The sequence below is a fragment of the Chitinophaga sp. genome (assembly GCF_039596155.1).
Lineage (GTDB): Bacteria > Bacteroidota > Bacteroidia > Chitinophagales > Chitinophagaceae > Chitinophaga.
This window is the reverse complement of sequence record NZ_JBCNKF010000038.1, coordinates 48,311-74,447: the sequence shown is the minus strand read 5'-3', so window position 1 is coordinate 74,447 and position 26,137 is coordinate 48,311. Positions and strand designations below refer to the sequence as shown.

At 44.2% G+C, this 26,137-nt stretch carries 20 protein-coding genes; 6 read left to right on the top strand and 14 right to left on the bottom strand.

Features of this window, described 5'->3' with window-relative positions; genetic code table 11:
• Positions 1 to 187: 187 nt before the first annotated feature.
• The 3 genes from ABDW33_RS27405 to ABDW33_RS27395 form a co-directional block, all read right to left on the bottom strand.
• On the bottom strand, positions 188 to 2,473 hold the full coding sequence (locus ABDW33_RS27405) for a PAS domain S-box protein (protein ID WP_343693301.1): 2,286 nt from the start codon (positions 2,471 to 2,473) through the stop codon (positions 188 to 190).
• 319 nt (positions 2,474 to 2,792) lie between these two features.
• Entirely contained in the window at positions 2,793 to 3,239 is a 447-nt protein-coding gene (locus ABDW33_RS27400) for a hypothetical protein (protein ID WP_343693300.1), read from the bottom strand.
• Complete coding sequence (locus tag ABDW33_RS27395; RefSeq protein WP_343693299.1) at positions 3,236 to 3,532, bottom strand: VIT1/CCC1 transporter family protein; 297 nt, start codon at positions 3,530 to 3,532, stop codon at positions 3,236 to 3,238. The genes ABDW33_RS27400 and ABDW33_RS27395 overlap by 4 nt, the downstream gene beginning before the upstream one ends.
• A 723-nt stretch (positions 3,533 to 4,255) precedes the next feature.
• Between ABDW33_RS27395 and ABDW33_RS27390 the strand changes: the two genes are divergently transcribed.
• A complete protein-coding gene (locus ABDW33_RS27390) occupies positions 4,256 to 7,339 on the top strand; it encodes a TonB-dependent receptor (RefSeq protein WP_343693298.1) in 3,084 nt (1,027 codons plus the stop codon).
• A 27-nt stretch (positions 7,340 to 7,366) separates the two neighbouring features.
• Complete coding sequence (locus ABDW33_RS27385; RefSeq protein WP_343693297.1) at positions 7,367 to 9,253, top strand: RagB/SusD family nutrient uptake outer membrane protein; 1,887 nt, start codon at positions 7,367 to 7,369, stop codon at positions 9,251 to 9,253.
• Between the two features lie 370 nt (positions 9,254 to 9,623).
• Here ABDW33_RS27385 and ABDW33_RS27380 read toward each other — a convergent pair whose 3' ends face one another.
• Positions 9,624 to 11,492 (bottom strand): DUF4859 domain-containing protein, encoded by a 1,869-nt coding sequence (locus tag ABDW33_RS27380; RefSeq protein ID WP_343693296.1) that lies wholly within the window; start codon positions 11,490 to 11,492, stop codon positions 9,624 to 9,626.
• Between the two features lie 84 nt (positions 11,493 to 11,576).
• Here ABDW33_RS27380 and ABDW33_RS27375 point away from each other — a divergent pair, with 84 nt between their 5' ends.
• Positions 11,577 to 11,714 carry a hypothetical protein gene (locus ABDW33_RS27375; RefSeq protein WP_343693295.1) on the top strand — a complete coding sequence of 46 codons (138 nt, stop codon included), beginning with the start codon at positions 11,577 to 11,579 and terminating at the stop codon, positions 11,712 to 11,714.
• 308 nt (positions 11,715 to 12,022) lie between these two features.
• Here the strand turns inward: ABDW33_RS27375 and ABDW33_RS27370 are convergent, their stop codons facing one another.
• Together ABDW33_RS27370 and ABDW33_RS27365 are read right to left on the bottom strand one after the other, a co-directional pair.
• Positions 12,023 to 13,057: a hypothetical protein gene (locus ABDW33_RS27370; RefSeq protein WP_343693294.1), complete on the bottom strand. Its 1,035-nt coding sequence runs from the start codon at positions 13,055 to 13,057 to the stop codon at positions 12,023 to 12,025.
• A 154-nt stretch (positions 13,058 to 13,211) separates the two neighbouring features.
• A complete protein-coding gene (locus ABDW33_RS27365) occupies positions 13,212 to 13,796 on the bottom strand; it encodes a TetR/AcrR family transcriptional regulator (RefSeq protein WP_343693293.1) in 585 nt (194 codons plus the stop codon).
• A 49-nt stretch (positions 13,797 to 13,845) separates the two neighbouring features.
• On the opposite strand from ABDW33_RS27365, the gene ABDW33_RS27360 reads away from it, so the two are divergent.
• The gene (locus tag ABDW33_RS27360; protein ID WP_343693292.1) at positions 13,846 to 14,499 is read left to right on the top strand and encodes a VOC family protein; all 654 of its coding nucleotides are present in this window, start codon (positions 13,846 to 13,848) and stop codon (positions 14,497 to 14,499) included.
• A 476-nt stretch (positions 14,500 to 14,975) separates the two neighbouring features.
• On the opposite strand, the gene ABDW33_RS27355 is transcribed toward ABDW33_RS27360, so the two are convergent.
• Entirely contained in the window at positions 14,976 to 15,587 is a 612-nt protein-coding gene (locus ABDW33_RS27355) for a hypothetical protein (RefSeq protein WP_343693291.1), read from the bottom strand.
• Between the two features lie 228 nt (positions 15,588 to 15,815).
• Between ABDW33_RS27355 and ABDW33_RS27350 the strand changes: the two genes are divergently transcribed.
• Entirely contained in the window at positions 15,816 to 16,304 is a 489-nt protein-coding gene (locus ABDW33_RS27350; protein ID WP_343693290.1) for an SMI1/KNR4 family protein, read from the top strand.
• Between the two features lie 81 nt (positions 16,305 to 16,385).
• Here the strand turns inward: ABDW33_RS27350 and katG are convergent, their stop codons facing one another.
• From katG to ABDW33_RS27320, 6 genes are all read right to left on the bottom strand, one after another.
• On the bottom strand, positions 16,386 to 18,644 hold the full coding sequence (gene katG, locus ABDW33_RS27345; protein ID WP_343693289.1) for a catalase/peroxidase HPI: 2,259 nt from the start codon (positions 18,642 to 18,644) through the stop codon (positions 16,386 to 16,388).
• A gap of 429 nt (positions 18,645 to 19,073) precedes the next feature.
• Complete coding sequence (locus ABDW33_RS27340; RefSeq protein WP_343693288.1) at positions 19,074 to 20,345, bottom strand: vWA domain-containing protein; 1,272 nt, start codon at positions 20,343 to 20,345, stop codon at positions 19,074 to 19,076.
• A gap of 57 nt (positions 20,346 to 20,402) precedes the next feature.
• Entirely contained in the window at positions 20,403 to 21,434 is a 1,032-nt protein-coding gene (locus tag ABDW33_RS27335) for a fatty acid desaturase (protein WP_343693287.1), read from the bottom strand.
• 41 nt (positions 21,435 to 21,475) lie between these two features.
• Positions 21,476 to 22,378, bottom strand: a complete 903-nt coding sequence (locus ABDW33_RS27330; protein ID WP_343693286.1) for a lysophospholipid acyltransferase family protein — start codon at positions 22,376 to 22,378, stop codon at positions 21,476 to 21,478.
• 95 nt (positions 22,379 to 22,473) lie between these two features.
• Positions 22,474 to 23,019: a YdeI/OmpD-associated family protein gene (locus ABDW33_RS27325; RefSeq protein WP_343693285.1), complete on the bottom strand. Its 546-nt coding sequence runs from the start codon at positions 23,017 to 23,019 to the stop codon at positions 22,474 to 22,476.
• The gene (locus ABDW33_RS27320) at positions 23,019 to 23,216 is read right to left on the bottom strand and encodes a hypothetical protein (protein ID WP_343693284.1); all 198 of its coding nucleotides are present in this window, start codon (positions 23,214 to 23,216) and stop codon (positions 23,019 to 23,021) included. The genes ABDW33_RS27325 and ABDW33_RS27320 overlap by 1 nt, the downstream gene beginning before the upstream one ends.
• A gap of 302 nt (positions 23,217 to 23,518) precedes the next feature.
• Between ABDW33_RS27320 and ABDW33_RS27315 the strand changes: the two genes are divergently transcribed.
• Positions 23,519 to 24,559 (top strand): NAD(P)-dependent alcohol dehydrogenase, encoded by a 1,041-nt coding sequence (locus ABDW33_RS27315; RefSeq protein ID WP_343693283.1) that lies wholly within the window; start codon positions 23,519 to 23,521, stop codon positions 24,557 to 24,559.
• 61 nt (positions 24,560 to 24,620) lie between these two features.
• Here the strand turns inward: ABDW33_RS27315 and ABDW33_RS27310 are convergent, their stop codons facing one another.
• A complete protein-coding gene (locus ABDW33_RS27310; RefSeq protein ID WP_343693282.1) occupies positions 24,621 to 26,072 on the bottom strand; it encodes an alpha/beta hydrolase-fold protein in 1,452 nt (483 codons plus the stop codon).
• Between the last annotated feature and the right edge of the window lie 65 nt (positions 26,073 to 26,137).

Sequence of the window (26,137 nt, the reverse complement as noted above, 5' to 3'; positions counted from 1 at the left end):
TTGCACAGGCAGCACAATCTTAAACGTCGATCTTTTACCCGGTACTCCTTCTGTCCAAATCATACCTTTATGTTGTTGTATGATCCTCGCCATTATTGCACAGGCAGCACAATCTTAAACGTCGATCTTTTACCCGGTACTCCTTCTGTCCAAATCATACCTTTATGTTGTTGTATGATCCTCGCCATTATTGCACAGGCAGCACAATCTTAAACGTCGATCCCTTACCCGGCACTCCTTCCGCCCAAATCATACCTCTATGCTGCTGTATGATCCTCGCACATATTGCCAACCCCAACCCGGAACCTTCAAAAGCATCCCTTGAGTGAAGCCGTGCATACGGCTGAAATATTTTCTCTGCCTGCCCCTGATCAAACCCAATACCGTTATCCTTTATCGATAACATCAGGTACTCCTTATCCATGGCTAATGATAATGCCGCTATCTCTTTGCCCGAAAGATATTCAGAGAATACCTCAATGCGACATGGCTCTGCTACCCGTGAAAATTTGATAGCATTGTTAATCAAATTATAGATCACCTGGTTGACGAGAATACCTGTTCCATATATACACGGTAGTTCATTTCTTTTTAGGATCTCCACCTGCTTGTTTTGTATTACCACTTCAAGGTCATTCAATACCTCTTCGAATATCTGATTTAAGTCAATGTATTCCGGTTCTTTCGTTTCAATGTTCAGGGAGGCATATTTTAATATTCCCTCAATAAGCTCATTCATTCTTTTTGAGGTAGCTTCAATTTTATTGACATAGACCATTAGCTTCTGATCACCCGCATCTAATAAGTTTTTCTGTAACATTGTCGAATACATCCTTATTTTTCTAACAGGCTCTTTCAGGTCATGACTGGCTATATGCGCAAATCTCTCCAATTGTTCGTTTGAGTTTTGCAATGCATGGTTTGATAACTGCAATTCAAGCGTTCTTTCTTTTATTATTTCCTCCAGCTGACTGGCAGATAATTTCTGACTGCTGATATTGCTGGCAGTACCTATATACCCGTCATAAAACTTACCAATAATCCGGGGAACAGTCTGAATAGAATACCATTCATACTCCCCTTCCGGAAAGGCTTTAATTCGAATTTCCAGTATATTTGATTCCTGGTTTTTAAGCCTGCGCGGCGCTATTTTATCCAGTAAATCCAGATCTTCCGGATGGATTTTCTTAGCCCAAAGTGCCTGCGTTAATTGCGTATAATGCTTCAACCCAAAATAGTAAAGCATTTCCTGGTTACAATAATCACAATTTCCATCCCGATCGGCCAGCCATATCCAGAGTGGCGCGCTGTCCGCAATGGCTTTGAACCTTTCTTCTCCCCGTTTTTGCTCATCAATGTCGGTTAATGTTCCTATCCATTGTTTAATATTACCTTGATTATCAGGTATGGGCACACCCCTCGACAGGAACCATTTATACACGCCATTTTTAGCCTTTAGAGGGTGAAGCATCTCGAAAGGTTCTTTTTTCTCCCAGGTATTTGCCGAAGGGATCTGCCGGATGTAATCAGGGTGTAAGGCCGACTTCCAGCCGTTCTTTATGAGTTCTTCAGTGTCGATACCTGTGTATGCTGTCCACCGTTGATTGTACCAATGTATCTGACCTTCCGGCGATGCTGCCCAGGCCAGGTTATTAATATTTTCAGCCAGCGTACGAAAAAGTTTCTCACTACTTTCAAGTTCCATCCACAACCTGCTCGACTCTATTTTCAGTGAGGCATAGTCTGCAAACTGAGAGAGGATCTTTTCGTCAGTATCAGTGAATTCACCTTCCTTTTTACCGGATAATTGAATATATCCATAGTCATCTCCATTTTCTTTTTTTAGGCGGGCAGTAATTGTATGCCTGTGCTCTTTGATCAGATCTGGAGAAGGCGGGTAGTTATCAGCTGCTGATATATGCACTTCGAAGTCCTCAATTTGAGTCGCGGCGAGATTGCATCCAATGATCTCCCTTGCATGCTTTGTCACTTCTGCTATTACTTTTTGCAGGTCCCTGATCCCAGCCATTGCGTGAAACGCTTCGGTAATAGCAATCAGCTTGTTTTCCGATTGTCTTGCAGCGCGTTCTGCCAGTTTCCGGGCAGTAATATCCCTGGTGATAGCTAATTGTACTTTAGAACCGTCGGGTAACAGGAGGGGGGTAGCGTAGGTTTCCAGCATTTTCTTCGTTCCCCGGAGTCCGGTTAATTCATATTCCCAGGTTTTTGATTCACCATCACATACCTTGAGGTGATTCGCCTGCCAGTCATTTCGGTACGCAGGACTCACCAGGTCATAAACGATGGTGCCTATGAGGGTACTATCATGCTGTGCCTCTACAAAAGTAAGTCCCACAGTATTGATGTAAAGGATCTTACCGGATTTATCAACTATCTTAATGCAGTCTGGAGAAGTGTCAAGTATAGAAAATACTGACAAATGATGCATGGGAGATTCTAAATCGTGTTTCAATGTAGTGATTTATTCCCTGATTGTCCTTGAGAATTCCCCATTATGTAGCATGACGGGGAGAAGGTATAAGCAGAAAGTTCCAATGTTATAGCATATCACATATCATTGACAATACTAATGCCAGAGTTGTTAGAATAATTCAGGCTTGCATGTTACCCTACAGTTATATACATCAAAACGATATGATGTGCTGCTATCTCCAATCAGTCCATTATATCGTTTTGATGTATTCCGTGGTGTTGGAATGGATAAGAGGAGGAATATAGCGTGATAAGAATTTCCCTTCAGTTAATTGATAGTGAGTGTAGACCGTAGCAATTTAGTTATTCAATCTGATCTCCGTGTGTCGTATCTCACCTCCCGTAGTACCAGTTTGCTTCGAAAAATACAATGTGATCAAAGAGATAAGCAGCACAGCAATAGATAACAGATGTAAGTACCTGGATTCTTTATAGCTGGCTATCAGTGCAATTAAAGCAATAACGCCTGATACATAATTCGTTAGTGCAAAAGTTTCGGCAGCTTCCTCGTGTTTTTCAATATATGTCTTTGCATTCACGTCGATTTTTTCAATCACCTTTTCAGCCTTGTCGCCACTATACATAGCCAGTGAAGTACTTACCGCCTCTACAATAAAAATCACATAGGCCGTCCTTTTAATAGTTGTTGACATCACAATTAAGCCTACAATCAGCATTATACATGCAACTAAGGGAAGTATAACTGGCAGGTGATTCACCAGTAAATGAAAATGCGCTTCGTTCATACAATTAGTTTTTTATAAATTAACACTAAAAAGATAACCTGCCAGCGCTGAAATTCCCATGGCGATGGTACCTGAAACGTATTCCCTGCAGCCATAGATAATGCTCCGGCTACCAGCCCTGCTACTGCCGCTAATGCAATGGGTTGTCTCGTAGTACTGGCAGCAGCCACGCCAATTGCAAGACTGGAAATTGATATAATACCGTCATTCGCTCCCAGCACTGCTGCACGTAGCCAATTGCTACGATGCATATAATGGCTGTCCAGATAGTTGTCAATGTTTATAGTATTCATAGCATGTATTGAAAATACCTGAATTAGAATTCCTGTTTCAAAAGCTAATACAATGGTAGGGGAAAAGTTTGTAGACATTCTGAATTATTGAATTTGTATAGCACTATCAGGTGTTATATATACACTAGCATTCCATCCAAAACTGTTGCGCCCTCGTTTGCTCAATTATAAAGACTATTCCCCTTGTCCGATGTAATGAGATGCAGTTATAACAACTTGTAATAAAACCATTACAGGTACAAGACAAGATCAGTCAAACATGCTGTAGATCTTCGCCATTTGTCCTCCACAGGGCATTTCTCCCGTATTTTACCTTCCCGTTACCCAGCCCCAAAAAAGATTTGTTAAAATTTGCAAATAACCTGTTATTATCTGTCCATGATAAACGTCAGCTCTTGAGTAAGTTAGCGTATTGTAATAAAAGGCTAGTATCAATCAAAACCTATTAGTAGAAAACTAACCAGCATTAAAAAAATATACCTGGCTTATACGCTTGTGGCATTTCGGATTCTAAGTTTTCATTGGATAGTACCACTCATTGCAAGGGTATCACCCCCTTGTACGTGCGGCTGACGCTATTGTTGTAGTTATTGTCAAAAACTATTTCTGCCTGTTTACTGCAGCTGCTGCGTAGACAGCGATAGCTGTTCTATGCGTAAAATGGGGGTTCGTGAACATTACTGCATTCGTATTCAAACTGTGTACTTTACCTCAATTCATATTATGAAAAAACATGTAATTAATCTGTACATCTCAACGTTGCTATGCGTTTGTTTTAGCGCTTACAGTGGGCATTTGCAGGCACAGGGACAACCTGCAACAGACACAGGCTTTGTAACCGGTAAAGTTGTCACGGACGAAAGTGTTCCTATACCTGGTGCCACTATTCAATTGGTGAATAGCAAGCATGTCACCAATACAAATGAAAATGGTGTATTCCGGATCCGTCGTACCAGCGGCGATACTGCTATCCAGGTTTCCCATGTTGGTTATCTCACGCTGGTAGTGCCTGTCAGCGGTGCAGCAAGCATCATACTGAAAACGGCTTCCAGTGATATGAATGAAGTAGTCGTGGTAGGTTATGGTAAACAAAAGAAAATTTCCCTGACAGGTGCGATCGCTTCTGTAGGTACAAAGGAACTGAAACAAAGTCCGGTTGCCAACTTAAGCAATGCGCTGGCCGGTCGTTTACCCGGTCTGGTCACCTTACAAAACAGTGGTGAACCCGGCTATGATGGCGCTGCACTCTGGATCAGAGGTATGGCCACCTTTACAGGTAGTCAGAACCCGCTTATCCTGGTAGATGGGGTAGAACGTGCATTCTCTGGTATTGATGCCAACGAAGTAGAGAGCATATCTATATTAAAAGATGCATCTTCTACGGCCGTGTATGGGGTACGGGGCGCCAATGGTGTAATATTGGTGACCACGAAAAGAGGCCAGAAATCAAAACCTCAGATCAACTTCACCCTGCAGGGGGGTATCCAGGAGCCTACAAGACTGCCTGAATATCTCGACTCTTATGATGCGCTGAAGTTATATCGCGAAGCCCTGATCAATGATGGTCAGAATTATGCCATGTATACTGACGAATACCTGAATAAATTCAGGGACAGGTCACACCCGGCTTACAAATATCTCTATCCGAACGTAAACTGGCTGCATGAACTGCTGAAACCTACAGCACCGATGTATTCCGGTAACCTGAACGTGTCAGGAGGAAATGATTTTGTACGCTATTTTACTTCTATTTCTTACCTCAGGCAGAGTGGATTATATAAATACGCCAACTTATCTGATTATAATATCCAGGCGCTTAATAACAAGTATAACTTCCGTTCCAATATTGACCTGAACATCACCCGGGATCTGACAATGGAATTGAACCTTGGCCAGATCGTATATGATAACAACTATCCGAATGTAGGTGCTTCCGCACTTTTTGCTGATATGCAGGCGATACCTCCGTACCTGTATCCTATGCAGAATCCGGATGGATCTGTTGCCTATCAATCTGCCAAACCTTACAACCCGTTTGGCCGCTTAACACAGGGTGGTTACCAGCGTAACTTCCAGAATACATTGCAGGCTACCACCGGGTTCAAACTCAACCTGCCCTGGATCACCAAGGGTTTGAGTACCCGTGTAAGACTCTCATTTGACTCCTACAATTACAGGAATATAACCAGATCTAAATCCTACTATACATATAAATGGTCTATTGCCGATGACCAGGCAACCGACCTGTCTACCGGTACCTACACCAAGGTGACGGATGGCTCCAACAACCTGAGTTATGATGTGGCGGCTAACAGTAACCGTCGCACCCAGCTGGAAGCGTATCTGAACTACGACCGCACTTTTGGTAAACATGCGGTTACGGCCATGGCCCTTTACCAGCAACAGACATTCTTCGATGCGGTAGGATCCAACGATGCGATCAACGGTCTGCCTTACAAGTATAACGGCTTAATAGGCAGGGTAACATATGCCTATAACAGTAAAATATTCGGTGAGGTAAACTTTGGGTATAACGGGTCTGAAAATTTCCCGGCAGGTAAACGTTATGACCTGTTCCCGGCTGTTTCTGCGAGTTATGTGATTTCAGAAGAACCTTTCTTTAAAAACAATGTATCGCTCATCAACCTGTTAAAGATCCGTGCATCTGCAGGTAGTGTCGGTAATGACAAGATCGGTGGTCAGCGCTTCCTGTATCAGAGTACCTGGTCATTGGGTGGTACCGGTTACCAGTTCGGTCGTAACCACGATGGATCCTCTTATGGTGGCGTATTGGAAGACAGGACGGGCAATATGGCTGTGACCTGGGAAAAAGCAAACAAATACAATGCAGGTATCGATCTCGAAATGTTTGGTAGCGCGCTCACCGTATCAGGTGATGCCTTCTATGAATTAAGAAGTAATATCCTGGCTACACCAGGTACCATTCCAAGTATGATCGGTATCGCCAACTTGCCTTATGTGAACCTGGGTAAGGTAAAGAACAAAGGTTTTGAGCTTACCATGGAATACCGCAAGAACTACAGCAAATTCGGTTACTTCGTGAAGGCTAATTTCTCGTACAATATCAACCGTATTATCGCAATGGACGAGCCTTCATTTGAAGGGCATACGTACCAGCGGCATACCGGTCGTGCGATCGATGATCAGTACGGATATGTGGCACTCGGCCTGTTTAAGTCACAGGACGATATCAGTAAGAGTCCCGACCAGTCATCCTTTGGCGCTATTCAGCCCGGTGACCTGAAATATAAAGATATGAATGGAGACGGTGTGATTAACTCACTGGACCAGACCTACCTGGGCAAGCGCTCTGTTCCTTACAAGATTGCAGGGATTGCATTAGGTGCTAACTTCCATTCTTTTGACGTGAGTATGCTCTTCCAGGGCGGATTTGGTGGCCATACCTGGTTTACCGGACCACGTATGTGGCCTTTCTCAGGCGATGCGGGCGTATTGTCTGATATCAAGGGCAACTACTGGACACCTGACCATACAGATGCAAAATATCCAAGATTGTCGTATGCAGCGAACCAAAACAACGACCAGAATTCCACCTGGTGGTTGTATAACTCAAACTACCTGCGACTGAAGAACTTAGAAATCGGTTACACTCTTCCTAATATGACTTCGCGCCTGATAGGTATCCGGAATTTAAGACTCTTTGTAAATGGTCTGAACCTGGTGACCTGGGATAAGATCAAAATTTTCGATCCGGAAACGCCTAATGATTCAGGAAACTATCCCCAGATGCGTGTATTCAACGCTGGTTTGACCGTGGGATTATAATGCTGTATGACTTTAAACACTAACATTATGAACAAACTAATAGCTATATACAGGTATCTCGTGGCAGCGACCATTGTGACCACAATGCTGGCCATGTCTTCCTGTAAAAAATTCCTCGACGTAGTTCCTTCCGAGCTGGTTACATCAGACCAGGTATGGGGCAATATTAATAATGCCAACGGTGTATTGGCAAACTTATACTCCAAGATGCCAGGATCTCTTGCTGATGGCTGGACGGATGAGATATGTGCCGCTACGGATGAATGTTTTCACCACTGGGGAGCCGGTTTCTACCCCCTTTATTACAACACCGGTGCCTGGAATGCCGCCAACAACCCGTACGACATATGGGCGGATGCTTACCAGAAAATCCGTCAATGTAACCTGTTCCTCGAGAATATAGACAAAGTACCTGTACCGGAAAATCAGCAGTCCTATTACGCAACTGTACTGCCCCGTTATAAGGCAGAGGCCAGGGTGTTGCGTGCTTTTTTCTACTTTGACCTCTTCAGGCGCTATGGTGCAGTACCGGTCCTTACCCGTTCTTATGCCGCATCAGAGGCGGCGGAAATGCAGATGCCCCGGATGCCGGTAGATTCCGTTGTGAATTTCATAGCAAGGGAATGTGAGCAGGCGGCTGAAATATTGCCGGTTAGCTATGCAGATGGCGACCTGGGACGTATCAGTAAAGGTGGTGCGCTGGCACTGGCCACCCGTACCCTGGCATATGCGGCGAGCCCGTTATTCAATGGTAATCCATTGTATAAGGATATCAAAAATCCGGATGGTACACCGCTGTTTAGCCAGTCGGCAGACAAGGAAAAATGGAAGCGCGCTGCAGATGAAGCCCTGAAGGTACTTAACCTGGGCATGTATACATTGAATACGGTAGCTGGCGACCCGATTAACAGTTACGCCAGGGTGTTTAATACCCGGAACTGGGATGAAATAATTGTAGCTAAACAACAGAATAACAGTAAAAGTATAGAAAACGAACTCCTGCCATATGGTGGCTGGTTTGGCGGCTGGGGAAAGTATAGCATTCTGCAGGAGTTTGTAGATGCTTACGAGATGAATAATGGATATCCTATTCATGACGCATCTTCAGGCTATGATTCTGTTGGTACCTGGTCCGGCGACATCTTCGGCGCTGACGGCTATAGTGAGAATGTGCATTTCGATAATATTTCAAAGATGTACAGGAATCGTGATCCGAGATTTTATGCGACGGTTACTTTCCAGGGTAGTAAATGGGCAATTGGTCATACGGCCAATACACCGGTATGGATGTCCTGGTGGGGATCTAATGGTGGAACATCACAGGGCTGGCCAAAATCAACCGGTACCTATCCTGTGTCGGGTTATAATCCCCGTAAATGGATTTCTCCTGATGTAGATATGCTCAATTACTGGACATCTCCGGATGCTAAAAGGAATGATCCTGTGATACGTCTCCCGGAAATTTACCTCATTTATGCAGAAGCATTGAACGAATATAACCAGGGGCCAACGCCTGAAGCCTTTAACGCCATCAATAAAGTGCGTGCAAGGGTCAACATGCCGGCATTGCCTGTCATTGCTGACGATAATACCCTTGCAGGCTTCAGAGCACGTGTACAAAATGAGAACAGGGTTGAGTTTGCCTTTGAGTCACACCGGTTCTGGGATGTAAGGCGCTGGCTGATCGGTACGACTGTAGACAACGGACCAGTACATGGCCTGAATGCACGTCCTACCACACAGGAATTACAATCCTCCGGGTTTGATGTAAATAGTAAAGAAGCCGGGTTGTCTGTTTTTTACAAACGTGTAGTGATACAGACACGTGTATTTCAACCTAAACATTATCTTTTCCCAATACCTCAAACGGAGATAGAAGTAAATCATCAATTAGTACAGAACTATGGTTGGTAAAGATGACATGTTAAACAGATTTTGAGATGATGTGCGGCAGTGGTATTTATAGATGAATATCCAGCCGGAAAGGAATCTGTTTTACATTTGATGTTAAAGAATGGCCGGTGCATGTCTATGCACCGGCTGTTTTTTTTAGTGGTGCTTTATGAATTAAATAGGGGGGATGTGGTTAGATGGTGAGATGTATGTAACTTGAATTACAATGCGTATTGATTGGAAGAGAGTGGCTTGTTATTAGCCGGTATGATCTTTATCTTATGGGTGCATATGTCTTTAAAAAGAAACATGGCCCGGGATGTATGTAACTTTCATTACAAAATCCCTGAGCCATGTTTTGCAAAGTTATTTAAAGTATCAGATCGATGTATTAATCGGTAATACTGACATTAAAAGTAAACGTTGCCTTCCCCTGCTTACCGGCGTCATTTGTGTACACCAATGCCTGCGAAATTTTGAATGTATCACCTGCTTTTACATGCCCGGGGAATTCTCCGATAGTAAATTGAAAATTCTTTTCATTGAATTCACTATAGACCATCGCACTGGCTCCCCAGTTAATCACATTGCCACTGGCATCGAACCAGTGCCCGTATCCATTAGCAGTAGTGGTACTGTTCAGTTGACCATTTGCCTCTACAGCATAGAACTTAATACTACTTCCCATCTTTGCGGTAATATCGTCCCGGTTCAATTGAAATGCGTTGGTAAGTTTAGGCAGGTCGCCATTATTTAAGTCAACAACCGTAGAATTGTAATTAACAAGATCATTTTTGATTGAAACATTGTACGACAACGAGATATTAGTTGGATCTGTATTACCACCTTCGTTAACGTAAGCATATACATTGGTATTCCCAAACTTTACACTATATGGCCATTGTTCATCATTTGCGTTGTTATTGTCCCATGCATGCTGATTATAGACAACAGGCGCGCCTGTCACAACAAACCAAAGCCTTGCACAATCTGCCGGTATTGTAAATCTTGCAGTATCGGCTGTTTTTTTATACATGGTACTATACACCCTCGTGCCATTATTCAGCAATGCGACAAAGCCATATCTGTAACCTGCAAGGGCGGCGTTCACAGCATTGTAGCCGGTGGCATTAGGCAGCCCTTTGAAAGCAGCGGAAATATTGGTGCCAGCCTGTGGCACATTCAGCGGAATCGCATTGTGACCAGTGGTCTGTGGGCAAAAAGCAGGATCTGGTTGGAAAGAGCCGTCAGACTGCCTGTTTACTTTATACGATTGAGCGCCGATATGGTCTTTGCCAAGTGTGCGGATATCGTCGATGTCCCAGGTGACCAGCCGCGAACTGGCATCGTAGATTTCGTCGTTAAACTGATCATTGGAGATATTGGCGAGTCGCTGGTAGGTTTGTACGGCATCTTCTCCTGTTTGTGATTGCCGCCATAATTTTGCGATAAAATCCAGCCCCCGTTTTTGTGTCCAGTAGTGATGAATGAAGTAGCTGGAGTAGCGGTAATCTTCATGCAGGATGTGTTTATTGTAATTGTCCAGGTAACCACCTAACCATCCTCCGAATGTGTCGTCCGGATATAACTTGAATGCCTGCCATTGTGCGCATTGCTCCCAGAAGGTATTGCCGCCGTCGCCTCCGTAACCCCAGCGATAGCCATGACTGGTGCCAAGGTCGCAGCTTACCTGGTATTGAAAGCAATGGCCTACTTCATGTGCCAGGGTGGAATTGACTGGTTGGGACGTTTGTGGACTTATCCATAAGGCACCTATAATATCGTCGTACCCCAATCCTGTAGCCAGCCAGTCATCCTGGTGGTATAAAAATATCATCATCTTATATTTTTTCAGGTAAGATGTTTTGTTGCCTACAACAGCAAATTTCAATGTATCAACATAATAGCGATAGAATCTTTCCGCCTGGGCCAGCAGGTCATCAATGTCTACGCGGTATTTTTGAGGAACATTGGTGGATGAGGGTGAATCTGTTCCATATCCCTGTGCCCAGAATACAATAAAGTGATCTGACTGTTTGGATCGTGCAAGGCACCATTCACTGGCACTAGAGTTCCAATCCATATTAGCCATTTCCTTTGGTTTGTATAGTGATAGCTTCGCGGGTGTGATAGCTGAAGAATCAACGGCAGATTTTTGCGGTACAGATTCTTTTTTGCAACCGATTGATAGGAGGAAAAGTGATAACAACAAGATGACGGAGCATCTGGGTAATAGACGGGAAGATTCATTGATGAACATGACGATTATATTTAAAGAATTAATAAAAGCTGCTGACAGTATTGCTGTACGTAAGACGTATACCGGTTTTATTACTAAACAGGATTGCAAAAGACAATACCGCTGACAATGACATCAGCCGGCTTTGCTACAGGCGTATACGTGGATGGTGCTAAAGGCTCGTTTTTCGATGTGCGTGTTATTCCATTCAGTGCACTTTATTCATTAAGTGAAAATGATTAAAAAGAAAGGTTTTTCATTCTTATATCTTGGCTGTATGTGTTCATATTTTAGCTGATAATACACGGCTGGGTTATTGGTGGCATTGTCCTGGGAATAAGGATTGCTTATATAACTGTCAGTTTAACAATAATCGGCGATGTGGATTAGATAGGGATGGTAACCATTGGTACAACAAGTATAGGGTTTGTCACCACCCATTCCTGCTGTTGGCTGTGGAGATGGGTGGTGGTGAAATCAATTTGTAGTTATATATGATAGTAGCAACGAAGGGTATAAACATGCGGGTAGAGGTACACTGTCGCCTCTTTTTATCTCTTAAATCCGACACCGATCAGTTTATAACCTTCTTTTGTTCTTAAGAAATCCAATTGTCCCTTTTCGTTACTGCTGTCAAAATAAATACTGATGACCGGGTATTGCCAGTCTTTAGCATTGTTACAGTTATTGAAATACTCCTGATAAAGCGGACCTTCCATGATAAAGGGGTTCAGGTATTCTCCCACGATATGAAATTCAGCTACATCCTGGAACTTTTGCTGCAGGAACTCCCAATGCTTGTCAATGAATATCGCTTTATCTTCATGGATCCAGCCATCCGTTTCGTCATAATATGTAATCTTTGAGAAAGCGTTGGCAACGAGTTTTTCTTTGGTGAGTGCCGGGAGCAGGTCCCTGTGCAGCCACCTGCTGAATTCCTTTTTGTACACCTGAAAAGTGTAGTATTTCCCGTTCACTCCTTTGAAGCTCATTCTCGTGCTATCTGTGCTGGGTTGGTTTTCGATTTTTAAAGAATACATATTCAGGTCTTCGGCCTCATGGAAGTCATCGACCAGTATTTTATTGGCCGTATCAAGCAGCAGATCCTGGCCGCTTTTATAAAAGAAATGTTCTCCTTCATATTCTTTTTGGGCACCCTGTAAGGCAATGACCATTCCATTCATGACCCTTGAAATTGTATTGTATGCGGCGGGTATCACAATCTTACCATTGCGGTTAAATAATCCTGTACGATCTGTTTTAGGGTCAGTAAAACGGATGAAACCTTCGTTTTCACAATCAAAAGTATTGTCGTACATATACATACTGTCAGCTCCGGCCTTTTTCATGGAGTGGAACAGATAGTAGTTATGCCATTTGCCCTGTTTATCTTCTTTTGTGACTGCGACTACGTGCTCAAATTTATAGCCGGCTACCTGTACAAACTGCGGAGCCAGGTTTATTTTAGCTATAGGATGTTGGAAGCCGATTAAAGATGAGTCAGCATTGAAAGTGGCTGTAAATTGTTGGGCAACAAGCGAATGGCTACAATAGAGCATTCCCAGAATAAGCAAGGTTTTTCTCATGAGCATATGTTTAAAATAATAAGACGCAGGATGGGTGAAATTCCACATCATCACCAACACAATTATTTATACTTAATTCTTACCTGCCTGCGCCCGGCAGTCCCTGATTTTAATTCAGTGCTGTTCCCTTCAAACACTTTGCCAGTTTACCGTCTTATAAACTCTTTCTGCCTTTGGCGGTGAGGTATGGATACAACATGTCCGTAATCAAACTAGCATACGCCTTTACCACAGCAGGGCCTTTATAATTTGTCGTCAGTTCATTTGCAGAAATCCAAAAGTCCCCGATAGTATAGATTTGTTTCACTAAACTTTCCCAGACATGGTCCGGTAGATCAGCGCGGAAAATACCCTGTTCCCTGAATAATGCAAATGTCTTTAACAGCTGTTCCCGCCTTATTTTATACCGGTTATTATAAAATGTTTTCAGGTCAGGAAGTCGTCTTACGATCGCTACAAAATAAATGTAAATGAAACGGTACCGGTAGATATGCGTTAAGATGGTTTTTATCGAATCCATCAATTCCGGCATACTTTCAATAATGCCTGTGCTTTCTAATGCAGCCAGATGTTGCTCATAAATAGTCGCAATAATCTCATCAGCATTCTTAAAATAATACTGGATATTACTATGACTGATCTCCATCTCTTTAGCGATATGCCGGATGGTGATCACATCAATTCCCTGCTCATTAAATAGCCGTAAAGCAGTCTCCAGTATTCTTTCTTTTGTTCCCATTAGTACAAATGTACAAATTATTTGTACATTTGTACTAAAATGAGTGAATATGAAAATTAAGGAGATAAAAATAGCCACGAATGATCTCACTCAGACCGTATCATTCTACACCCAGGCACTTGAATTGACAATTGACCAACGATCAGATAATAGGGTTAGTTTTAAAGCTGGAGACAGTACGCTCACTTTTGTAGAGAACAGCAATTGCAATAAACCCATCTATCATTTTGCGTTTAATATTCCCCATAACCAGCTTAGCGAGGCGATGGACTGGCTGGCCGGGCGTGTATCATTGTTACCTGTTACCCCCGAAAGTCATATTGCGGCGTTTAAACAATGGAATGCCAATGCTGTATATTTCACTGATACTAATGGAAATTTACTGGAGTTTATAGCCCGGCATGATCTCAACAATGAGCGTAATACGGCTTTCTCGGGTTCATCTATCGAGTGCATTAGTGAAATAGGGATTGCTGTGGAGAGTGTACCGGGGTATATTGCTCAACTGGAGGTGGATTATTTTGCGAAACAACCTCCGCAGGAGAAATTTGCGGCCCTGGGTGATGATAATGGGTTGTTGATTATCGCTGAAGAAAACAGGAATTGGTTTCCGACAGATATACCCGCAGGAAGATTTCCGATGGAGGTTGACTTTGATAATCAGCGACTGGTGGTTGCAGGGAAAACAGGAGAGCGGCTTTGATGATATTAGTCTGTTAATTGGATGTAAAATGCATATTGGTTTTAGCGACTGGTGGTTGCAGGAAAACGGGAGAGCGGCTTTGATGATATTAGTCTGTTAATTGGACGTAAAATGCAGATTGGTTTCATTAACTGGTGGTTGCAGGAAAACAAGATTGGCTTTGATGATATGATAACCGTCTGCTTTTAATTGGATGTAAAATGCAGATAGGTTTAATGGATCAGCGATTGGTGGTTGCAGGAAACAAGATTGGCTTTGATGATATGATAACCGTCTGCTTTTAATTGGATGTAAAATGCAGATAGGCTTAATGGACCAGCGATTGGTGGTTGCAGGGAAAACAAGAGATTTACTTAAGGATAATTGCTTGTGATGCCAGCGTAGATGACGATCATCAGCCGCGGATTCACACTGAGAATAACCGGCTGCTGATTGCTGTTCATAGCTGATTTACCCCCTGAAAACAGGCGGCTGGTTTACACCTGCTCAATGAACCGCAGGGATTGCATAGCTACCGTATTCCTATATATATGCCTGTCCCGGATAGTCATTCTCTGTGGCTGACTTAACTCCTGCAACAGCCTCGCCTGTGCAGCCAGTTCATCCTGCACGATCGGCAGTGACACGTTCTCGTCACTAAACATATCACCAAGCCCATTGGAAGTCACGATACCATGAATCACCTCTATAGGTAACTCGCCTGCTCTCACACCATATCTCCTGCCGGAGGTAACCCCGTCATAAATATGGCTAAACCCGCCCACCAGCAGTGTTATACAAAACTCACTCAATACCGTCTCCCGCAGATCATCATATGTGTCATGCAGTATATTCCCGGATCTGATAAACTTCCCTTCCTCATCAAACTCCGCCGGATACGTTTTTCCAAACACCCTGACGAACTCCTCTCTGTCTATATGTTTCGCTTCCACCGCCATCCAGCAATAGTCCCACATTTCACGCAGTAGTGCGAAATGGGCCTCATATCCCTCATGGTCCTTCTCCAGTATATCATACGCATACGCGATATTCCACATGTTCCAGAATAGCAGGTTTTCCTGCAATACCTCCGAAAATCCTGTTTTCATGTATTAAAAATTACCTTCATGCCTGTAGTGTTGCATGGACGCAAATGTACATTCTTTACCATTATTACAGTACAACCTTCGTTTCAGAAAGCTGTAGCCTCTCGCCAGAGAGGCAAAATAGCCGGGAGCCGGTTTAAATAGTTGAAATGAACTCACGACCGCAGTTATTATTGTAATTTCACCCCCTGGAACTAATCATCAATTATCAATCAAATAAACAGGAAGAACATGCTGTACGGTCATTACCTTGAGGTGCTTACACAAATTGAGCATGATCCGGCTTGCGTGGTAACGAGGTTACAGCATCCACTTCGCCTGTCCTTCTCATTGCCTGACGACCTGAAATACTACCTGGAAAATTATAGCGGTATACAGTTCTTTCCCGGTACAAATTACAGCCTCCGCATAGTCGGCCTGCCCGGTTTCCAGCGTGCTAACCCGGTTATAGTAGGAGAGGAGGCCCCTGACGATATCAGCCATTTCTGGTACATCATTGCAGAAGATGGAGGTACGCAATATATCACCATTGACCTTGGAGCAGAAAGACAAGGTCGATGCTATGACAGCTTTTGGGACAGACACGGTTTACCCGGCGAACAGGTCGTTATTGCACGGAATTTTACTGAACTTCTTGAACGGCTGTATGCGGCCAAAGGCGAGAAATGGTTCTGGCTCGATGACAACTTCATCGATTATGGAGACGCGTATACCTGGTAACAGAAGATACAATCGCTACATCAATTTATAAGAAAAGCCCCCGGGATCCCGGAGGCTTTCTATACCTATATCCGAACGTACTTACTTTACATCAAATCTATCCAGGTTCATCACTTTCACCCACGCCTTCACAAAATCCTGCACAAACCTGTCTTTACCATCTGAACTTCCATACACTTCCGCAATCGCTCTCAGTTCTGCATTAGATCCAAATACAAGGTCTGCTCTTGTAGCAGTCCACTTTACGTTTCCTGTAGCACGATCAGTTCCTTCGAACAATTCCTGGTCAGCAGATACTGCTTTCCAGGCAGTATTCATATCCAGCAGATTTACAAAGAAGTCATTGGTCAGTTGTCCGGGTGTAGTGGTAAACACGCCGTCAGCAGATCCGTCGTAATTAATATTCAGCACGCGCAGGCCTCCCAGCAAAACAGTCAGCTCAGGTGCTGTCAGTGTAAGCAGTTGAGCTTTATCGATTAGTAATGCTTCTGTGGAAGCGTTTGTCTTATGTTTACGATAGTTGCGGAAACCGTCAGCAATAGGTTCCAGGTAGCCAACAGATTCTACATCTGTCTGATCCTGGGTCGCATCTCCACGACCAGGGGTAAATGGAACGGTAATATCGTGTCCGGCATCTTTTGCTGCTTTTTCGATGGCTGCACTACCGGCCAGTACGATCAGGTCAGCAATAGAGACCGTTTTAGGGAATTCTTTGCGGATAGCTTCCAGTTTATCCAGCACTTTTTGTAACTGCGTAGGGTTATTTACCTTCCAGTAACGCTGTGGTGCCAGGCGGATACGTGCGCCATTAGCGCCGCCACGTTTGTCAGAACCGCGGAAAGTAGATGCAGAAGCCCATGCGGTAGACACCAGTTCAGAAACGGTGAGACCAGCAGCCAGTATTTTTTCTTTCAGTGCGGCAACGTCAGCGTCATTCACCAGTTCATGATCTACAGCCGGAATAGGATCCTGCCACAGCAGATCTTCCTGTGGTGCATCTGGCCCCAGGTAGAGTACCTTAGGTCCCATATCACGGTGGGTCAGTTTAAACCATGCCCTTGCAAAGGCATCAGCAAAGGCGTCCGGATTTTCCAGGAATTTTCTTGAGATCTTTTCATATGCCGGATCGAACCGCAGGGAGAGGTCAGTAGTCAGCATGGTAGGGCGGTGTTTCTTGCCACTATCATATGCATCCGGAATAATATTATCGGCATCTTTCGCTACCCACTGGTGAGCGCCTGCAGGGCTCTTGGTCAGTTCCCACTCGAATCCGAAAAGGTTTTCGAAGAAGTTATTGCTCCATTGGGTAGGTGTTTTTGTCCATATTACTTCAAGTCCGCTGGTGATGGTGTCGGCACCTTTTCCGGAGCCATAGCTGTTACTCCATCCCAGGCCCTGGGCTTCGATGCCTGCGGCTTCAGGTTCCTTCCCTACGTGTGTAGCAGGAGCAGCGCCATGGGTCTTACCGAAGCTGTGTCCGCCTGCGATGAGGGCAACGGTCTCTTCATCATTCATGGCCATACGACCAAAGGTATCGCGGATATCTTTAGCGGCTGCAACAGGATCAGGATTACCATCTGGTCCTTCAGGGTTTACATAGATCAAACCCATCTGTACAGCAGCCAATGGTTTATCGAGGTAGCGGGAGTGAATATCACCATCGGCATTGTCATCGGATACCAGTACACCGTGTTCTTTGGGCACCCCGTCAGAGCCGTGTGCATAGCGCACATCGCCCCCCAGCCAGGTGGTTTCAGAACCCCAATATACATCCTCTTCCGGTTCCCATTTATCTACACGTCCGCCTGCGAAGCCGAAGGTTTTGAAGCCCATGGATTCGAGTGCTATATTACCGGTCAGGATCAACAGATCTGCCCAGGAAATTTTGTTACCATATTTTTGTTTGATAGGCCAGAGCAGTCTGCGGGCTTTATCCAGACTAACGTTGTCAGGCCAGCTGTTGAGGGGCGCAAAACGTTGCTGTCCGGAGCCGGCGCCACCACGTCCATCAGTAACGCGGTAGGTACCTGCGCTATGCCATGCCATACGGATAAACAACGGGCCGTAATGGCCGAAGTCAGCGGGCCACCAGTCTTGAGAATCAGTCATGAGTGCATGCAGGTCTTTCTTTACAGCTTCGAGATCGAGGCTTTTGAAAGCTTCGGCATAGTTGAATTCGTCACCGAGAGGGTTAGATAACGGCGATTGCTGGCGAAGAATGTTGAGTTTAAGTTGGTCGGGCCACCAGTCACGATTTCTGGTGCCACCACCAGCAACTGTGTTTTTCATACTGCCATTGTGGAATGGACATTTGCTGATGTCGTTTGATTCTTTTCCCATTGTTTTTAGTTTATGGTATTAAATGAATGCTTACCTATTTGTTAACCAGGATGATAAAATTAGGACTTTAAGGATATAAACACGATTAATATATTCTATATTTTAATAGTTTATATCTATATGAGGGCATCTATTAATAACTAATGAAGGGACAAGTTTGTTCAAATCATGTGGTTTCAGATGGACATATCTTTTGATATTTTAGCTGAATTTAATATTAAGATAATAAAGGGAGAGAGACCGCCGGAACTGCCGCCTGCCTCTATTTTCCATAAATAGCGGTACTATCCGTCTGTCCCTGAATGATTACCTGCTGTGTTGGTATGGGAAAAAGGCTTTCAGACTTTTTCAAAAAAATAGCCCCGAAGTGTATACTTCAGGGCGTTTCAAAACCTAAAATTAAAATTCAAATCTTACATCTATCCTTTATTAATATTTTGCATCTGCTTTCAGGTATATTTTCTTTTTCTCTGTTTGCTGCTGTATGCTCTTGTAAATCTTGTTCGTAAATGAACTGTCCACGTCTTCTGCTTTTCTTCCCTTTAAATCTTTTTCTATATATGCTTGTCTCATTTTTACGTATTTCGCCAGCTCCCTGTTCAAACTATCTCTCTCAGCTACCTTCTTTTTCAAATACGCTTCCTTTTGAACCGTCGTCATTCCTTTCATCTCTGCAGGTAGCTCCTCATTTTTGATAGACTCGACCGTCACCGACCTGTCTCTATAATTCTCCAGCAACTCCTTCTTGCCATAATAAGCTCCCTTACCTGATTTCGTTGTGTTATACTCCGCCCGTTGTGCTTTCACATTTGCTGCGACATTCGAACTGATATATTTACTCTTTGACACCTTCTCCGCATACGCCGCCTTTTCTTCCTCGTTACCATAATACACCCTTGAATCATCCAACTGGTCTGACAACCGTGCTATCTGGTCATCATAAGGTGTGTTCACCTGTATATCATTGGCATCCATATTTACCTGCGTAAAACTCCCCTGATTACATTGTGCTATATCCTGCCATACCTTTTTCGCTTTGTAATTATCCCCCATCAATATTGTATTCAACACAATATCCTTCTGACTGGCCAGCTTACAACTGACCGGGTACTTTACGTCATCCCTGTAATCCATATGGGGCGGACAATCGCCTACCAGGAATATTGTTTTGTAGGTACTCGCTGCTGTATCCCATTTAAACTTCGTCACCGCCTCATTCAATGCCTGGTTCACACTCTCCGGACTGTCCCCGCCACCATCTGCCGTCATCTGCATGAGTTGCTCATATACATCATCCATATCACCAGACAAAGCTACCTTTCGTGTAATAAACTGATCTCCCCTGTCCCTGTAGAATATCAACCCGATCTCTACGACCGGTGTAGGCTCCGCCTGTGCGAGACTGCCCGCAATAGACCATATTTTTTCCCTGGCAGCACCAATTAATCCAGACATGCTGCCGGTGGCATCCAGTGCAAAAACTACCTGGATTTTTGCCTGTGGTGCATGGGGCGCGTCAATAATTTTAGAAGAAGCGTTGCCGGAAGAAGCGAAATCATTATCAAAGGGATAGCTGCTTTCAGGAGAAGTAGCAGTGGCCGGAGAATGGGGAACAATTGCGACAGAACGTTTTTTAACGGCGCCCATTAATAGCAGCGCACAGAAAAAGGTGCCAACAGGGATCAGGTACTTTGGACTCATGGAAAATGGATTTTCTTTCATGATTCCGTGAAAATCCATTTTCCATAAAGCCAAATGTTAAGAAAATCCTAAAGGTTGCGGACTGGCCACTTTATAAGCGGGTGTTTTCAGCTCTGTTATTTCTCTCAGGGTGATCATCCGCTTCAGTTGCGGGTCCCATACTTTTAACCGTAAACAGGCAATGATCTCCCTGATCCGCAGACTGGTTGTCTTTGCATGTTGTAACTCAGGTATGGCTGCCATCACCTGCGGCAACCGGTAAAAAGGTATACGTGCATTCAGGTGATGAATATGATGATAACCAATATTTGCCGTTACCCAGTTCATAAATGGTGACATCTCCATAAAGCTGGATGATAGTAATGCTGCTTCGTGGTAACACCAATCTTCATTATCATTGAAGGTGACCCCGGGAAAGTTATGCTGGGCATAAAACAGGTATGCCCCCATACAGCAGGCAATAGAAAATGGGATGACTATAAACAAGGCCCAGGCCTGCCACCCAAAGCAGCAGATCACCGCCGCACTACCGCAAAAGTGCAATACCAGCGCCAGCAGACTATCCATATGCTTTTTCGGACTACTCAGGAACGACTGCAGGCACATACCGATCATGAACATGGACAGGTATCCTGCCAGGATGGTGAGCGGATGCCTGGTAAAGAGATAGGATCTTCTTTCCTTACGGCTCATTTGCTCAAATTTCTGCCTGGTCGCAATCGGGTAGGAGCCGATACTCGCACTGAACAATTTTGAATTATGTTTATGATGATAGTCATGAGATCTCTTCCAGATACTGGCAGGTGCGAGAATATAAATGCCAAATACAGTAAAAATGGCATCTGCGAGCCTGGAATTGTGCAATATCGTATGGTGCTGGTGGTCATGATAGATCACGAAAGTCCGTACGATCAGTAATCCTGCAAAAATACTCGCAGCCAGTTTCGCAATAAAATAAGGCAATACCAGAGTGCCACTCAGTGCCAGTATCAACAGCCCCAAAGTTGTAATGAGTTGGTACCAGCTCCTGGACCTGATTTCATTGGCATATGGTTTCGTCGCCAGGATAAGGTCTTTCCCTTCGCGCATAGGATTTTAAATTTTAACGTTGTGGTGTGTGTAAATTGGAATTATATAGCCGGTACCGCTTCCTGTTGCGGTTGCGGTTGACGTTTGTGTTTCCATCTTCTGTGCGACCAAAGCCACGTGGATGGTTGTGCGATGATGTCCTGTTCCAGTTTTTGCGTATGGATATCTGTGATCACGCCTTCTGCTTCGCTGGTTGGATTTTCAATCAGCATAGAAGCTTCTACAGTATAGTATCCCCTTTTAATTTTGTTCACGGCAACATATACAATAGGATAGTTCATTTTCTGCGCAATCTTCTCGGTACCTTTAAAAACAGGCGTGTCCTGGTTCAAAAAGGTTGTCCAGTGTGCCGTGGCTGGTTGTGGTGACTGATCGGCTATAAAGGCGGTTGCGTTGATCTCTTTTCTGTTTTTTACCATTTCCCGGAAAGTATCCTGCATAGCATAAAGCCTGGTCCCAAAGCGGGTCCGCATTTTATACATCAGGGCATCCATCCCCTTGTTGGACAATGGATGGTAGATCACATATAATTGTTGCTGCAGGAGAATGCTGAACGAATTACCCGCCCATTCCCAGTTGCCCTTATGCCCCATGACGAGGATCACACTCTTCTTTTCATCGGCCAGCTGGTTAAAGAGCGCAATGGTCTCTGGTGTGAACGCACATCGTTTTACCATCGATGCTTTACTGATGGTCAGTGTCTTGAAAGTTTCCAGGAACATGTCACAAAGGTGGTGGTAGAAATCTTTACAGATCTTCTTTAGTTCCTGTTCCGACTTCTCCGGGAAAGAAGCCCGCAGGTTATTCATCACTACCTTTTTCCGGTAGGAAAGCACGTAATAAAGCAGCCCGTACATTACGTCAGATAGCAGGTATAATACGCGAAACGGTAAAAGTGCTACCCCGTATGCAACTAGTTGTAGGAGGTAATAGGTAAAGGACAATTTCTTCTAAAGTTTATGGAGTAAATGTATGTTAAAATAATAGTATTTAATAATTTCTGAGAATAAATATGAAAAGGGGAGCAAACTAATTTCGTTTACTCCCCTAAGTTGACTATTTCCTGAATCCTTTTTAAACGTGTTTCCGGTCGTTTAGCTAGTACCAGTTTTTGCAGGTAAATTTTTTGGGTTGATTTGCTTAAACGCTTGAAATGAGCCTTTGAGCCCCGTTTCTCTTTAAAAGCTTTCTCCAGGTCTTTGGGTATCTTCAGGTCTTCGACGTCATCCAGTATGGACCAGCTACCATTTTTTCGGGCCAGGTCAATGCATTTTTTGCCTGCCGCTGTCATTAATCCGGCAGCCGTGAGGCGTTTTATTTTTTCTTTGTTGATCCTGGACCAGACACTGTTGGCTTTTCTCCGGGTGAAAAACTGCATGAATCTCTCTTCGTCAATGGTGCGGGCAGTACTGTCGATCCAGCCAAAGCAAAGGGCTTCATCTACAGCGTCACTCCAGGTAATGGTGGGGCGGTTTGCCTGCTTTTTGTAATATACCAGCCAGACTGATTGTGCGCTGTCATGGTTTTCCTGCAGCCACTGCCGCCATTCCTGCCTGTTCGAAGGACAAAAGGTAACTGCTTCCATTATTCTATGTCTATTAAGTTCACAAGGATATTCAGGATGCCGGCAAGGGGATAGGTACGACTGATACTGCCATAGCAGGTAGGGCGGGAGGTGGCCGGGCCAATGATGAAATCAGGTTTGTTGGGTAGGGTTGTATTCCCGTTGCCGGAAGAGGAGGTTACGCATATCCGGTTTAAGTGTGCGAATGGAGTGATCATGTAATTTAACGTTAAAGTTTATAGTTTATACCACAAAGCTATCGGGGTGATATGACAACAGTATGTCAGGGGTGGTTGAAAATATTCTCAGGAAAGGAAAAGAATGCGTATATCAAATTGAAAATCAATGAAATGAAATAAAAAAAATGGTAGCAGTTGCATTCAAGATGAAAGTCAGCACCCTTCCCTCTTACCGGAAGAAATAAGCTACATTGAATTCTTTGAAACTTATAATTTTCACTTTGAATCCGTTAATTTCCCCCGACCCCCTCCCTGTACCTTTGGCACATCAAACAAATAACATGATCACTACCAAAGGATACGCCGCTTTACAAACCGGCACTGAACTCTCTCCCTGGACCTTCGAAAGAAGATCCCTCACCTCCCACGACGTCCTCATCGAAATCACCTACTGTGGTGTTTGTCATACCGACCTTCACATGATCAGGAACGACTGGTTTCCCGGTATTTTTCCCATGGTACCCGGTCATGAAATCGTCGGAAAGATCATTGAAACCGGTGACCATGTTACCAAATTCAAAGTTGGCGACCTCGCTGGTGTGGGTGTAATGGTGGATGCCTGTATGGAATGTGAAGACTGCCGCCATGAACAGGAACAATTCTGCCAGGTGAGCCCGGTGCAGACATATGGTAGCATTCAAAAAGATGGTACGCCGGCTTATGGCGGTTATTCCAAACTGATAGTCGTGCGTGAAGAATTCGTTCACCGCATTGCCAATACACTTCCTGTAGCAGGCGTAGCCCCACTCTTATGCGCTGGTATCACCACCTACTCTCCAATCCGTAATTGGCAGATAGGCAAAGGTCATAAAGTAGCGATAGTCGGTTTAGGAGGCTTAGGCCACATGGCCGTGAAATTTGCCGTAGCTTTCGGCGCGGAAGTGACTGTACTCAGTACCTCCGCCAGGAAAAAAGAGGCCGCCTTACAACTGGGTGCACATCATTTTGTAGTGACTACCGATGAAGAACAATTCAAATCAGTACAACGTTCTTTCCATTTCATTATAGACACCGTTGCCGCTGATCATGATATCAATCCTTACATCGCATCCTTAAAAACAAATGGTGTTTACATCAATGTGGGCATGCCAGCAAAACCATGGTCTATTCCTTCCTTCAGTCTGGCAGCAGGCAATAAGGTGGTCGCTGGTTCAGGTGCCGGTGGCCTTGCACAAACCCAGGAGATGCTGGACTTCTGTGCGGAACATAATATTGTTGCTGATGTGGAAGTGATTAAAATGCAGGATATTCATACCGCCTTTGACCGTTTGGAAAAAGGAGATGTACTGTACCGTTTTGTCATCGATATGAGTACCTTATAAAAAATGAAAGGGTTGAATCATATTTTGAAACAACCCTTTCATTCATATTTATAGCGTCAACTTATTTTTTCAACCAGTCTATATATCTTTTTTCAAAAAATTCATTCCCGTCCCTGATCCACTGGGGCGTTTGCACCGTAAAATGATCCCCGGGATAATACACAAACTCAATATCCGCTTTCAATGGCTTCATCTTCGCTTCCATCATCCTGATCGGATAATTCAACAGAAAATTATCCTGATTCCCCACCGTGATCCTGATCTTACCATTCAATTGCCCACCAATCTTATCCCAGTTCCCTGTCAAATACCGCGTGATATCATACTTCTTCCAGTGATTAAACACCGCTGTATCTACTTCCCCCGTTTTCAGATTCACAATCCGCAAGGGCATACTATCGGGGCCTTTCGGCCCAAACACCGCATCAAAAGAACGCATCTGCTCTCCTCTGTCAATCACCGCTTCGATCTGATATGCATTCCGCAAATAAATCCATGGTACCCGTCCCGCAATAGTACCCAGCGGGCGTAGTGTACTATCCTTATCATAAAACAAATTCTCATGCGCATACAGATCCACCTTTATAAAACTATGAAAATCCACGGGGTCAGGAGAACTGGACCAACACGCCGTAAACTGATCCGGGTACTGCGTTTGTAACCACAACACGGACCATCCTCCACTACTATGCCCATGCAGGAAGCGCGCCCCATTACAACGATACATCTTTTCCAGCTGCGGAATAAATTCTTTGATCAACGCATCTGACCAGGGACCGTTATTATCACTATTCGCATACACACTATGCCCCAAAGGACAATTGCCATCCAGGTACACGCCAATACAGGGAATCGTATCTATCGGTTCCATGGGATCCGGATACCCGGAGAGGTAGTGATAGTTACCAGTAAATCCAAAGATGACAAACTTCACAGGGTACTTTCGAGTAGGGTTCGTAAAATAATCTTTCGGCAACCTGATGGCTGCATTCACGAAACAGGGCGTGTGGTGAAATGCACTCAACAACGCCGACTGCACCTTCAGCTCCTTTGTGTATTCGCTCTCTTTGAAAGTATATGCCGGAATCACTTTGTCAGCTACTATCTTAACAGACTGCTGATGCTCCCGCCGGAGAACGATCTGCCGGGGAGAACTATATAAATTTCCGGGCGACTGACCAATGAACTGTCCGCCCAGGTTACGATCCCATACTACCTGTACCGTATACTCCCCCTGTTCCAGATCCTGCGCCGGCACAGGATAGGTCAACCCTGATTTAAGCATCACTAACTCTCCCGGCTTTACATTCTTCACATCAATTCTTGTACAAGGTGAATTATCCAGCAGAGACGAGGCAGTTCTTGGTTCTTTTGAAGTCTTGGAGAGGTAAATCAGAATGCTGCCGCTAAAGGGGGTGGAAAGCAGGCTATCAGGGAAACTGACGCTGATCTTTTGGGCAAACGATTGAATGCAAAAGAGCATTGAGCAAACAAAAACGGCAATTGATTTCATAATCAGAAGTGTGTCTTATACCCAAATTAAAGAGAATTTTTATATCTTTTGCAATATTTAAAGAG